Origin of the sequence: Streptomyces sp. NPDC053513 (genome assembly GCF_044544765.1) — a bacterium.
In the GTDB taxonomy this organism is placed as follows: domain Bacteria; phylum Actinomycetota; class Actinomycetes; order Streptomycetales; family Streptomycetaceae; genus Streptomyces; species Streptomyces litmocidini.
Map to the genome: position 1 here is coordinate 141,957 of NZ_JBITXP010000008.1, position 12,597 is coordinate 154,553.

11 protein-coding genes are annotated in these 12,597 nt (G+C 74.7%); 5 read left to right on the forward strand and 6 right to left on the reverse strand.

Translation table 11 applies throughout. The features are described from left to right. Positions 1–61: 61 nt before the first annotated feature. A complete protein-coding gene (locus ACIGW4_RS16265; protein ID WP_399581037.1) occupies positions 62–1,072 on the forward strand; it encodes an NAD(P)-dependent alcohol dehydrogenase in 1,011 nt (336 codons plus the stop codon). 22 nt (positions 1,073–1,094) lie between these two features. On the opposite strand, the gene ACIGW4_RS16270 is transcribed toward ACIGW4_RS16265, so the two are convergent. Beyond that, on the reverse strand, positions 1,095–1,886 hold the full coding sequence (locus ACIGW4_RS16270) for a DUF4239 domain-containing protein (RefSeq protein ID WP_123458276.1): 792 nt from the start codon (positions 1,884–1,886) through the stop codon (positions 1,095–1,097). A 492-nt stretch (positions 1,887–2,378) separates the two neighbouring features. Next, positions 2,379–2,651: a hypothetical protein gene (locus ACIGW4_RS16275; protein WP_123458277.1), complete on the reverse strand. Its 273-nt coding sequence runs from the start codon at positions 2,649–2,651 to the stop codon at positions 2,379–2,381. 236 nt (positions 2,652–2,887) lie between these two features. On the opposite strand from ACIGW4_RS16275, the gene ACIGW4_RS16280 reads away from it, so the two are divergent. Next, positions 2,888–3,835, forward strand: a complete 948-nt coding sequence (locus ACIGW4_RS16280; RefSeq protein WP_123458278.1) for a Rieske (2Fe-2S) protein — start codon at positions 2,888–2,890, stop codon at positions 3,833–3,835. A gap of 511 nt (positions 3,836–4,346) precedes the next feature. Then, positions 4,347–5,807 carry an aminotransferase class I/II-fold pyridoxal phosphate-dependent enzyme gene (locus tag ACIGW4_RS16285; protein ID WP_399581040.1) on the forward strand — a complete coding sequence of 487 codons (1,461 nt, stop codon included), beginning with the start codon at positions 4,347–4,349 and terminating at the stop codon, positions 5,805–5,807. A gap of 152 nt (positions 5,808–5,959) precedes the next feature. On the opposite strand, the gene ACIGW4_RS16290 is transcribed toward ACIGW4_RS16285, so the two are convergent. The 3 genes from ACIGW4_RS16290 to ACIGW4_RS16300 form a co-directional block, all read right to left on the reverse strand. Then, positions 5,960–6,691, reverse strand: coding sequence for a GAF and ANTAR domain-containing protein (locus ACIGW4_RS16290; protein WP_399581042.1), 732 nt, complete (start codon positions 6,689–6,691; stop codon positions 5,960–5,962). 39 nt (positions 6,692–6,730) lie between these two features. Then, positions 6,731–7,498 carry a GAF and ANTAR domain-containing protein gene (locus tag ACIGW4_RS16295; RefSeq protein WP_399581045.1) on the reverse strand — a complete coding sequence of 256 codons (768 nt, stop codon included), beginning with the start codon at positions 7,496–7,498 and terminating at the stop codon, positions 6,731–6,733. Positions 7,499–7,583: 85 nt separating this feature from the next. Further along, positions 7,584–7,997, reverse strand: a complete 414-nt coding sequence (locus ACIGW4_RS16300) for a hypothetical protein (protein ID WP_399581047.1) — start codon at positions 7,995–7,997, stop codon at positions 7,584–7,586. A 290-nt stretch (positions 7,998–8,287) separates the two neighbouring features. Between ACIGW4_RS16300 and ACIGW4_RS16305 the strand changes: the two genes are divergently transcribed. Together ACIGW4_RS16305 and ACIGW4_RS16310 are read left to right on the forward strand one after the other, a co-directional pair. Then, positions 8,288–10,732 carry a SpoIIE family protein phosphatase gene (locus tag ACIGW4_RS16305; RefSeq protein WP_399581049.1) on the forward strand — a complete coding sequence of 815 codons (2,445 nt, stop codon included), beginning with the start codon at positions 8,288–8,290 and terminating at the stop codon, positions 10,730–10,732. Positions 10,733–10,844: 112 nt separating this feature from the next. Next, the gene (locus ACIGW4_RS16310; protein ID WP_399581050.1) at positions 10,845–11,804 is read left to right on the forward strand and encodes an LLM class F420-dependent oxidoreductase; all 960 of its coding nucleotides are present in this window, start codon (positions 10,845–10,847) and stop codon (positions 11,802–11,804) included. 47 nt (positions 11,805–11,851) lie between these two features. On the opposite strand, the gene ACIGW4_RS16315 is transcribed toward ACIGW4_RS16310, so the two are convergent. After that, positions 11,852–12,592, reverse strand: coding sequence for a 4'-phosphopantetheinyl transferase family protein (locus tag ACIGW4_RS16315; RefSeq protein ID WP_398709762.1), 741 nt, complete (start codon positions 12,590–12,592; stop codon positions 11,852–11,854). Positions 12,593–12,597 lie beyond the last annotated feature (5 nt).

The following is a 12,597-nucleotide window of genomic DNA, read 5'->3' on the forward strand; positions in this document are numbered from 1 at the left end:
GACCCCCGCCGCGGCCACCCCCCTCCCCCACGCCACCCCCACCTCACGAAGGGCACGACCCATGCGGAGCTACCACCTGTCGCACAGCGGGGCCGGACTCTCCGGGCTCACCGTCCGCGAGCACGACGTCCCCACGCCCGGCCCCGGTCAGGCCCTGGTGGCGGTGCGCGCGACGTCCCTGAGCTTCCGCGAGCTCATGGTGCTCGACGGGACCTACGTCCTTCCGGTCAAGCCGGACGTCGTCCCCCTCTCCGACGGGGCCGGCGAGGTGGTCGCGACCGGTCCGGACACCGGCTCGGTGCGGGTCGGGGACCGCGTCGCCGCCACGCTCTTCCCGTCCTGGCAGGAGGGCCCCTTCGCCGTCGAGCACGTCGCGCAGCGCGGCGGCTCCCTGGACGGCATGCTCACCGAGTACGCCCTGCTCGACGCGGACTCGCTCGTGACCGTACCCGCGCACCTGACGTACGAGGAGGCCGCCACCCTGCCCTGCGTGGCGGTCACCGCCTGGAACGCGCTGACCGGCGACGGAGCGGGGGTCCGCCCCGGCGACACCGTCGTCGTGCAGGGCTCCGGCGGCGTCTCCCTCTTCGCCCTCCTGTTCGCCAAGGCGCTCGGCGCGCGCGTGATCGCCACCACCGGCGGCACCGCCAAGGCCGCGCGGCTGCGCGAGCTCGGCGCCGACGCCGTCGTCGACTACGCGGCCGACCCCGACTGGGCCGGCGCGGTCCGCTCCCTCACCGGGGGACGGGGCGCCGACCGCGTCGTCGACGTCGCCGGACTCCTCCACGAGTCCGTCCGCGCCATCGCCCTGGCGGGCACCATCGCGTGCGTGGGCTTCACCGGCAGGACCGCCCCGCCGCTCGACCCGCACGCCCTCTTCGCCTCCGGCGCCACCCTCCGCAGCGTGGCGGTCGGCAGCCGGGCCCAGTTCACCGACATGAACGCTCTGATCGAGGCACACGGCCTGCGGCCGGTCGTCGACCGCGTCTTCTCCTTCGACGAGGCCGTCGACGCCTACCGCCACTACGCCGGCGGCACGGCCTTCGGCAAAGTGGTCATCAGCCACTCCTGACTCCGGCGCCGCGCCTCGTCGCTCACCGGTCCCAGTACTGGGCGAGCGCCCCCTCGCGGTACGGAGCGGGGCTCACGCTCAGGTCGCCGGCGAACGGGCGGTCGAGGACGAAGACCAGGAGCAGGCTGAAGCCGATGAGGCCGGCGACGGAGGCGACGAAGAGGAGCTGGATCCGGAGCTTGCGCATGCCGTAGAGGAAGGTGAGCGGGACGAGGACGATCGCGCCGCCGAAGGCCAGGACCTGGAGCAGGGGCGGGAGTTCCTGCTGGGCCATGTTGAGGCGGGCGCGGCGCTGGGCGGCGACGTCGTTGAGATGGGTGACGGCCTGCTCGTAGAAGACCTCCTCGCGCGGGGAGGCCGGGTCGTACGCCTGGAGGACGCCGAAGGCGGACCGGAGGTGCGTCTCCGTGGCCCCGTAACTGGGCTGCCCGGCGCGCATGCGGGGCCACTGGTCCTCGACGACCGCGTGGACGTAGCCGCTGAGCGCCGCGTCGAGGTCGGCGCGGACGGCGGGCGGGAAGGCGGCGGCGTCACGGGCGATGAGCGCGGTGTCGGTGGCCTCGCTGGCGACGATGGTCTGCGTGCTGTCCAGCTGGGTCCAGAGGGTCACGATGACGAAGGCGAGGATGATCCCGTAGATCGCGCCGAACATCCCCAGCGTCACCCCGACCATGTCGTTGTGCTCCCCCCGGGCCAGCGACGGGTACCTGCGGCGGAGCAGCACGCTGCCGGCGACGGCGAGGACGACGGTCCCGCCGACCGTGACCACGGCGAGGCTGAAGGTGCTGAAGTGATTGAGGAGCCAGAGCGACATGTGCGGGGAGTCTAGGTGCGGCGCGCGGTCGCCCCTGACCCCTGAGGGCGATCACGGCGAATGATCACTCCCCCGTGTCGGCGATGGAACACGCTGTCGCAACAGGGGCGCCCCACGGGGGACTTGACGGCGAGGGGCGAGCACGTCCGCCGACAGGCGCCCCGGAGCGGCCGGTCCGGTGGCGGGGACCGTTCCACGGGGCTTCCCCCGCCCCGTGAACGGCACCGACGCCCTCGGCGCCTACGCGCGGTTCACGGTGAACGCCCCCGCCGCCGGCACGGCGACGCCCGCCGTACGCTTCGCCGACGGGACCGCCACGGCGCGGCCCGCCGGGCTCGTCGTCAACGGAGCGACCGTGCGGACGCCCTCGTTCGAATCCACCGGCACCCGGTCCGACCCCTCCACGCTCACCCCGGCCCCCGGCCCCCGGCCGGGTCGCCGTCGGCGGGACCGTCCGCCTCCGCGGCGGCACCGCGCCGGAGGCCCCGGGCGTCAGGCCGCGCCGGACGGGCCGACGACCGGGGCGGGGCCGACGACCGTCAGGGGGATGCCCAGGCCCTCGCACATCCGCCGGGCGCGGGCGAGCGCACTGAGCGACGCGGGCGAGGGATCGGCGGTGGGCAACTGCATCCTGACCAGACGGGGGCGATGCGCCAGGAGGAGCGTCTCGATCTGTAGGGCCGCCGCGGCACGGCTGGGGACGTCCAGGTCGCGCAGGAGTGCCAGGTGCAGGACTCCGTCCTCGACCAGATGCCTGATGAGCATGGCTCCTCCCGCTCCGGATCCCGCTCCTCGCCGCAGGGCGCTCCGTTTCGTGAGAGCACGGCGGAGGGCGACACGAGCATTATCTGCACAAAGGGGCGTCATCGGCAGTCGCAGCGCACGCCCCCGGTGGTTCCGGCGCCCCCGCCTGTGGCGGCCCGCCCGTGCGGGCGTGCTCCCCCGCCGGATCCGTCCGCGCGGGCCCGTTTCCGGTCGACGTCACGGGTTACACGCCAGCCATGGTCACCCAAGAATTTCCCCGCCGCGCCCTCGCGCTCGCCCGCGCGGCGCTGCCCTCGGCCGAAGGGCCGGGGCGCGTCCTGGCGGTGATGGAGAGGGTCGAGAACTCCGACCGGTACGACCGGGTCGCCGACGTCCTGCGGCGCGCCGTGCGCGGCCTCCCGCTCGGCCGGGCCCGGGACGCCCTCCACGGCCGCTGGCTCGGGCACCCCGTCCATCCACTCCTGGTGCAGCTCCCCATCGGGGCCTGGCTGTCGGCGGCCGCGCTCGACCTCCTCCCCGGGGAACGCCGGGCGGCGCGCTTCCTCATCGGCGTGGGCCTGGTGGGGGCGCTGCCGTCCGCCGTGTCGGGCTGGACCGACTGGGCGGAGCTGCGCCGCCCGCAGCTGCGGGTGGGGCTCGTCCACGCCGCCGCGAACATCACCGGCGTGGCCCTCTACACGGCCTCCTTCTCGGCCCGGTGCCGGGGACGGCACTGGCGCGGGAAGGCGTGGGCCTACTGCGGTCTCGCCGCGATCGGCACCGGCGGGGCGATCGGCGGCCATCTGGCGTACCGGCAGTCCGCCGGCGCGAACCACGCCGAGGAGGTCGCCGACCTGGTCGAGCCGGGCTGGCACGACCTCGGCGAGGTGGCCTCCCTGCCCGAGGACCGGCCCCGGCAGGGCCGCGTCGGCGAGGTGCCCGTCGTGATCGTACGGGGCGCGGACGGCGAGGTCCGGGTCCTGGCCGCCCGGTGCAGCCACATGGGCGGGCCGCTCGCCGAGGGCACCGTGGTCGACGGCTGCGTCCGCTGCCCCTGGCACGGCAGCACCTTCCGCCTGTCGGACGGCTGGAACGTGACCGGCCCCGCCACGGCGCCGCAGCCCGCCTTCGAGACGCGCACCGTCGAGGGCCGCCTCGAAGCCCGGCTCCGTACCGGCCTCACCGAGGGCACCGCCGAGTCCTGAGCGGACGGCCGAGTCCTGAGCGGACGGCGGGAGGGGAAGCCCGGCCCCGATCCCCGAGTGGACGGCGTGAGCGAAAGCCCCGTCTGGGGAAACCCCGAGGCCCGAGCCGCCCGCGCACACGAAAAGTCCGGGCGCTTGGGCCGTCCGGGCTGCGCGCCCCCGGCCCGGCGGTGTGGTGTCGCGTCCAGCCCGGCGGTGCCGCGTCCGGCCCGGCGGTGCCGCGTCCGGTCGATGTCGCCTCGCCGCCCCCGGCGCCCACGCCCCCGCCACCCCCGTCGTCCCCGCCGCCGCTCAGCCGGGGAGGGGAGCCGGCGAGCGGCGGCTTCGGGGAGAACCCCACGGCGCGCGTGCCCCGTCCGCGCCGCTTCATGCCGCCCCCGTCCGGGCGGTTGTCGACCCCGCACCCCCTCCCGGTGCGTGTCCGTTTCGGGCAGGGGGCCTCGGGCAGACGCGTCAGAGGCCACGGCAGTGTGCCCCCGCCGGAGGGCGGGCGGACCGAACCGGAGGAACCATGGACCACTCGCACGCACCCGTACTCGAGGCACTGCAGGACTTCCGGCGCCGGGGAGACGTCGTCTACGGCCCTCCCGGGCACAAGCAGGGCCGTGGGGCGGACCCCAGGGTGGCCGCCGTGGTCGGCTCCGACGTCTTCCGCTCGGACGTGCTGATGCTGAACGGCCTGGACGACCGCAGACTGTCCCAGGGCGTGCTGGAGCAGGCCCAGGAGCTGATGGCCGACGCCGTGGGCGCGGAGAAGGCCTTCTTCTCGACCTGCGGGAGCTCGCTGTCGGTGAAGACGGCGATGCTCGCCGTCGCGGGCCCGGGAGAGAAGCTGCTCCTGTCCCGCAACGCGCACAAGTCCGTGATCGCGGCGGTCATCGTGAACGGGGTCGAGCCCGTCTGGGTGCATCCGAAGTTCGACGCCGACCGGCACATGGCCCATCCGCCCGAGCCCGACGACGTGCGCCGCAAGCTGGAGGAGCACCCGGACGCCAAGGGGATGCTGCTGATCACCCCCACCGACTGGGGCACGTGCGCCGACGTGCGGGGCGTGGCCGACGTGTGCCACGCCGCCGGCGTGCCGCTGATCGTCGACGAGGCGTGGGGCGCGCACCTGCCCTTCCACCCCGAGCTGCCGGCCTGGGGCATCGACGCCGACGCCGACCTGGTGATCACCAGCGTGCACAAGATGGGCGGGGCGATCGAACAGAGCTCCGTCTTCCACCTCCAGCACGACCGGGTGTCGCCCGAGGTGCTCAAGCAGCGGGAGGACCTGCTCGGGACGACGAGCGCCTCCACGCTGGTGTACGCGACGCTCGACGGCTGGCGGCGGCAGATGGTCGAGCACGGCAAGGAGCTGCTGGACGGTGCGCTGCAGCGGGCCCGGCGGGTGCGCGAGGCCGCAGCGGGGCTGCCGGGGCTGGAACCGATGGGCGCCGAGGTCGTCGACGCGGGGCTGGCCGCCGCCTACGACCCGCTCAAGGTCGTCATCGACGTGCGGGGGCTCGGCATCAGCGGGATGCAGGCGGCGGAGTGGCTGCGGGACAACTGCCACGTCGACGTGGGCGGCTCCGACACGTGCCGGATCTCCGCGTCGATCACGCACGCGGACGACGACGCGACGGAGCGGCGGCTCGTGGAGGCGCTGCACGCGCTGGTGGAGGGGGCCGACAGGATCGAGCCGCGGCCGACCGTACGGCTTCCGGAGCCCCGGGCCCTGGAGCTGGAGCAGGCGTGCCTGCCGCGCGATGCCTTCTTCGGGCCCGCGGAGCACGTGGCGGCGGAGGACGCGGTCGGCCGGGTGTCGGCGGAGACGATCAGCCCGTACCCGCCGGGGGTGCCGGTGGTGGCGCCCGGCGAGCTGATCACCGCCGAGGTGGTCGACTACCTGCGCAGCGGCATCGAGCACGGTGTGCTCGTGTCCGACGCCGCCGACCCGTCGCTGAAGACGTTCCGGGTGACGGCTCGCTGAAGACGTTCGGGGGGACGGCTCGCCGAAGACGTTCCGGGTGACGGCTCGCCGAAGGCGTTCGGAGGGGACGGCTCCCTGAGTCGTTCCGGGTGACGGCGCGAAGCGCCCCCGCCTCCCCCGCCGCCTGCCTCCACCTGCTCCCCCCTACCCCGTCAGATCTCCGGGTTCATGACCGTGGCGACCTCCATCCGGCGCCGTACGAGCTCCTCGGCGACGTCCGTGGGGCGCCGGTGGTGCTGGGCGGCGTAGGCCTGGAGCCAGCGGGCCGCCTCGCGCGGGGTGATGTCCTCGGTGGCGGCGATCATGCCCGTCGCGGTGTCGAGGAGGGCCTTCGCGGAGAGCGCGGCATGGGTACGGGTGGCGATGTCCGTGGGGCGGACGAGGTCGCGGTTCCAGGTGACGACCGCCGCCGAGGCGACGTTGGCGAGCCCGCGCAGGAGCGTCGTCTCCGAAGGGGAGAACGAAGTGGGGACGTGGGAGAGGAGGTTGAGGGCGCCGATGCGCTGTCCGCGGACCTGCAACGGCAGGGCGTGGGCGCTCGCGTATCCGGCGGCGCGGGCGACGGGGACGAAGGACGGCCAGCGCTCCTCGTACGCGGCGAAGTCGACCACGTGGACCGGGTGGCCCGTCTCGTACGCGTCGACGCACGGGCCCTCGTCGATCTGGGCCTGGAAGAGCTCGGTCACCGCCGCGCGGTCGTCGGTGGCCACGACCGGCCGCAGCCGCCCACGGGTGTTGGCGAGCATGACGCCGGCGGCGTCCATCGGGCTCAGCCGGACGCAGTGGTCGACGAGCCTGTGCAGCAGGGTGGGCGGGTCGACGTCCTCGGAGAGGGTGTCGGCGAGGCTCACGAACGCCTCGGTGAGTTGCTGTTCGCGATTCATTCCGAATCACCCCTCCGCTGCTCGGGCCGGAACACGGGCCTACTCATGGAATCTGATCTTTCCGGCGATGACGTCACGCGCCGCTTCGGTGACGCTCTGGGCATGGGCGAAGGCGTGGGCCCGGAGGCGGGCGAGGGCGTGCTCGGGGTCGACCCCGAGGTGCACCATGATCATTCCGGTGGCCTGGTGTACCTCCTCGTGGTCGTTCTCCGCCCCGTCCAGCCAGTTCGGCGCAGGGGGGGCGGTCCGGTCGCCCTGCGCGCTGTGCAGGGACAGCAGGGCGCTCGTGATGGTCTCCGCCACGGGGAAGGCGAAGGTCTGGTCCTGCTCGGAGAGCGGGCCGGGCCTGTCGCGGTAGAGGTCGAGGGTGCCGACGGCGAGGCCTCCCGCGCCGAGTGGCAGGGAGAAGACGGCCCGCACCCCCAGTTCGACGGCCTGCTGGGCGAAGACGGGCCACCGACGGGCGTCCGGCCCCTTCGTCAGGTCGGCCGCGAGCACGGGGGCCGCCGACCGGCTCGCGGTCTGGCAGGGGCCGTCGCCCAGCGTGTACTGGGCTTCCGCGAGTCGTCCGGCCACCGGGTCGCTCGACCACCACAGCGCGCCGGTGTCGCCGCCGCCGTAGAGGGAGATCGAGGCGCCGGTGATGTCGAGCAGGTCCACACAGGCCCGGCAGAGGACGGCCGGGGCCTCGGCTGCGGAAAGGCCCTCGACGGAGAAGAGGTCGGCCAGGCGTTTCGTCCTCTCGGTGCCGAACCGCGCGCCCGCGTCGGCCCGCCGTCCCTCGCCCTCCGGCCCGTCCTGGTCCACGATCGTCACCTCCGCCCGTCAGGCTCGCCCCGCATCTTCCCTCATACGGCGTCCAAAACCGGAACCGCCCTGTCGTGTCGCTGTGTCAGGGAGGCCGGAGCCCGCCGCCCCGAGCCCGGCGGGCACCCGCCGCACGCTGGCGCACCATCCTGCCGACGAGGGTGCGGCGGAGGTCCTCGGCCACGGACACGGCCGCCTCCCGGTCGAGCGCCGGGGGCAGCAGGAGCGGCACCGGTGGCGAGCGCTGCGCGTGGACGCCTCCGAGGGTCGCGAAGCGCACGGACCGGTCCAGCGCCCAGCGGCGCACCTGGGCGACCACGTCCGCCGCCTGCACGAGGTCGACGCCGAGGAGGAGGTACTCGATGCCGCCCGGCAGCGCCTCCAGTTCCCGGGCCAGCAGCCGGCGGCCCTCCTCGGGCGTGGCCTCCTCGGCGCCGCCGACCGGCGTCACGACGGCGAGGGAACCGAACGTCTGGATCTGTACACGGTAGGACTTCATCGGGCTCCCCCTCTGAGGGGGCGGAGCCCAGGGCAGCTGGTGCACGGCTGTCCGGAGCACAGTGCAAGCCGTGCGTGCTGCGGCATCCAGGGCCGTCAGGCGCGCGACCCACGGAGGCGTCCCATGCGGGAGGCGCCGGGGGTTCTCTGAGCGGCGGGACCGATCGGTTCCTCCCTTCCACGATCCCACACGGGAGGCCGTACGGGACGCGTCGCGGCCGTCCGATCTCGGCGGACCGCGCCCGTCGAACACCGGGTGCGTTCCGGGCGGGGCGTGGCATGCTCAAACATATGGAGGGCGATTTCGCGACCCCTGACGCGGGCGAGGGGACGGCACCCGAGGTGCGCGCGTTGGCGAGGGTCGTGGCGCGGCTGCGCGCCGAGGTCGTGGACCTGGAGGGCGGCGCCTCGATGGCGGCCGTCCTCGAACGGGCCAAGGGCGTGGTCATGGCCCAGGCGGGAATGTCGGCGGAGGCCGCGTACCAGCTGCTGCTCGACCGCGCCGAGCAGCACCGCAGAACCCTCCTGGAGGAGTGCTGGATCACCCTCGGCCGCATCGGGCGGGGAGGCGCGCCGGCGTCCGTACGGCCCGCGGCGCCGCCGTCCGGTCCGCCGCGGGAGGAGGACCCCTCCCTCTTCAGCACCCCTCGCTACGTACTCGGCGGAGCCCGGCCCGCCGGTCACGGCCGGGCCCTGGCCCAGCTGGCCCGGGGGCTGGCGCACGCGCGCACCCCGGACGACGTCGCGGAACTCCTCCTGACGACCCTGGGCGAGCCCGAGAACGTGGGCGCGGTGATGATCTACACCGTGGCGGCGGCCGGAAACCTGGAGCTGGTCGGCAGCGCCGGCGTGAGCGACGGACTCGCCGGCCAGTGGAGCCGCATCCCTCCCCTCAGCGGCGTCGCCGCGCTGGAGGCCGTCGACACCCAGGAGGCCGTCTGGCTGGAGGACATACGACGGGACGGCAACCGCTACCTCCTGATCGGGGACCCGCCCGGACGGTGGCCCTCCCGGGCCTGGCTCCCCGTCCCGGGAGACCCGCCGATGACGACGGTCGTCGGCTTCTTCCGCACCCTTCCGGGGCCCTTCGACGCCCGGACCCGGACGCTGCTGCGACGGGCCGTCAGGCTCTGCGCCGGTCCCCTGCGGGAGGACCGGGGTCCCTTCGGGGGCACCGCCGCCGGTGAGGACGTCGCCGCCGTCCAGGCGGTCCTGGACGCGCTGCCGGGCCCCGTGGTCCTGCTCTCCCCGCTGCGCTCGGAGACCGGTGACGTCGAGGACTACCTGATCGAGGCGGCGACGCCCGGGGCGGTCGACGTCGCCGGGCGGCGCGGCAAGGAGCTGGTGGGCCGGCGGATCCTGGAGACGTACCCCACGGTGGCGGGCACCGCCCTGTGGGAGGGGTACCTGGACACGCTGGTCACGGGGTCGGTCTACGAGGGCGATCCCTTCACGTACGAGGAGGTGACCGCCGGCGTCCCCCAGAAGTCCGTGTACTCGGTCCGCGCCTCGCGGCTCGGCGGACGCCTCGTCGTCTCCTGGGTCCGCCACGACACCAGCGGGCGCGAGGCCCGCCTGCTGGCCGACATGCAGCGCCTGGGAAACCTGGGCTGGGCCGGCTGGAACCTGATGACGGACACGATCACCTGGTCGGACCAGGTGTACGTCATCTTCGACCGCGACCCCGCTCTGGGGCCCATGCGGTTGGAGGAACTCCCGGAGCACCTGGTGGCCGAGGACCTGCCGAGGCTCGGCGCCGCCGTCCAGCGGCTCCTCCGCGACGGCCGGGCCATCGACGAGCCCTTCCGCATCACCACCGCGCGCGGCGTGCGGCACCTGCGGATCGTGGCGGAGGCGCAGCGGGACGCGGACGGCACGCCCGTCGAGGTGCACGGCTTCTTCCAGGACCTCAGCGCGCAGAGGGACGCCGAGCTCGCCCTGCGCGACAGCGAGCGGGAGAACCTCGTCCAGCGCGGCATGCTCAAGGCCGAGCGGGCCCTGGGCGCCCGGCTCCAGGAGACCCTGCTGCCGATCCCCGAGCAGTCGCTGGATCTCGCGGGGCTGTGCGTCGACGTCGCCTACGCGCCCGCCGACCGGGGCCTGAACGTCGGGGGCGACTGGTACTCGGCGATCGAACTGCCCGACCGGAGCGCGCTGTTCGTCGTGGGAGACGTCGCCGGTCACGGTCTGGCGGCCGTCGGCACCATGGCGCAACTGCGGTTCACCGCCAAGGGCATGAGCATCACGGGTTCCGGTCTCCCCGACGTCCTCGGCCGGCTCAACGCCCTCCTCCTCCACACGGCGGACGACGAGCGGGGCGCCACCGCGACCATGGTCATGGGCCGCTACCAGCCCTGGGACCACCGGTTGACCTGGGTCCGGGCGGGGCATCCGCCGCCGCTGCTGATCCGGGACGGGGAGGCGCGCTTCCTGCCCCAGCCCGAGGGTCCGCTGCTCGGCGCCCTGCACGGCTCCCGGTACGAGGAGGCCGTGGTCGACCTGATGCCCGGGGACCATCTGCTGTTCTACACGGACGGTCTCGTGGAGGAGCCGGGCGAGGACCTCTCGGTGGGTCTCGACCGCCTCGCGGCCGAGGTGCTGCGCCTGGTGCGCGGAGGCCGTGACCTCATGGTCGCCCGGACGCTCGCGGGGGCGGGCACGGGGAACCGGGACGACGTCTGCGTCCTCGACATCCACGTGCCCCGCGGCCGGGACGAGGAGCCGTCCGGGGCGTGAGCCCCGCGCGCCGGGCTCGCCGCCGGTGTTTTCCGGTTCCGGTACCCGGGCAGCCGCACCGGCGAGCCGTCTCCGCGGAGACCGGTGAACGCGCGCAGCCACCGGAGGCGTCATGACCGAGTTCGGGTACTTCCTCTCCTGCGAGGAGTTCGGGCCCGCCGATCTCGTCGCCCAGGCCCGGATGGCGCAGGACGCGGGCTTCCGGTCGCTGTGGATCTCGGACCACTTCCACCCCTGGAACGAGGCGCAGGGCCAGAGCCCCTTCGTGTGGTCCGTGATCGGGGCCCTGTCCCAGGCCGTGCGGCTCCCCGTCGAGACGGCCGTGACCTGTCCGACCGTACGGCTCCACCCCGCGCTGGTCGCGCAGGCCGCGGCCACCTCCCAGCTGTTGCTGGAGGGGCGCTTCCGCCTCGGCCTCGGCAGCGGGGAGGCGCTCAACGAGCACGTCCTCGGCGACCCCTGGCCGTCCGCCGGGGTGCGTCTGGAGATGCTGGAGGAGGCGGTGGAGGTCATCCGGCTCCTCTTCACCGGCGAGACGGTCACCCACCGGGGCAGGTACTACACCGTCGAGAACGCCCGGATCTACAGCCTGCCCGACACCCCGCCGCCCCTCGACGTGTCCGCCTTCGGCCCACGGGCCGCCGACCTCGCCTCGCGGATCGCCGACGGCCTCGTCACCACCACCCCGGACGCGGACCTCATCGCGCGGTTCCGGGTCCGCGACCCCGCCCGTCCGGTGTACGCGGCGACGAAGGTGTGCTGGGCGGAGTCCCGCACCGAGGCGGTGCGGACGGCCCATCGGATCTGGCCGACCGAGCACCTGCCCGGCGAGCTGAACCAGATCCTGCCGACCCCCGCCCACTTCGAGCAGGCCTCCACGCTGGTCACCGAGGAGACGGTCGCGGCGGGGGTGGCGTGCGGCCCCGACCCCGAGGAGCACGTCCGGCACCTCCGCCGCTTCGTGGACGCCGGCGTCGACCGGCTGCACATCGGTCAGATCGGCCCGGAACAGCGTCGTTTCTTCGACTTCTACCGCAAGGACGTGCTGCCCCTGCTCGACGGCGCGTCCTGAGGGGCACGGCCCGGACCGCTCGGCCGGGACCGTCCGTCGGCGGGCCCTCACCGGCGCAGGGCCACGGCGGCGCGGTGGCCGTCCGGGACGGTGACATCGGCGAGGAGCCAGCCGGGCGGCGCGGACGGGACCGGTCCCGCGCCCACGTACTCGGCGGACGGGTCGGCGCCCAGACCGATGCCGAGCCCCTTCAGATAGGCCTCCTTCCTGGTCCAGACGCGGGCGAACGCGGCGGGCCGGTGGGCGGGGGCGAGGACGGCGAGTTCCGCCGCCTCTGCGGGGTGGAGGACCTCCGATGCCTCCGCGACGGTGTGCGCCGCCGGCACCCGTTCGATGTCCACGCCGACGGGCGTGGAGGCGACGGCGACCAGGCTCAGCCCCTCGCAGTGGGAGAGCGAGAAGTGCGGGTGCCCGTCGGCCAGTACGGGACGCCCGTGCGGCTCGCCGCAGCAGGGGCACGGCGCCCGGGCCACCGACACGGTGCGGGGCGCGACGCCCAGGTGGGCGCCGAGCAGGCGGCGCAGCCCGACGTGCGCGCACAGGTAGGTGGCGCGGTCGCCGGAGCGGCGGAACTCCTCGGCCCGGGCCAGTTCGCCGGCGTCCAGGACGAGCGGGGCGTAGCGGGTGACGGTGTCCTGGTGGGCCTCGGTGGCCACCAGCCACAGCTGCGGCCGGGCCGGGTGGAGCCCGGGCAGCCGGGGCAGGGCCGTGGTCAGGGGCGGGAGCGCGGTCGGGATCAGCGGGCCGGCCGGCAGGACTGCGGGCGGCGGGGGAACCAGCGGGATCATGTCTG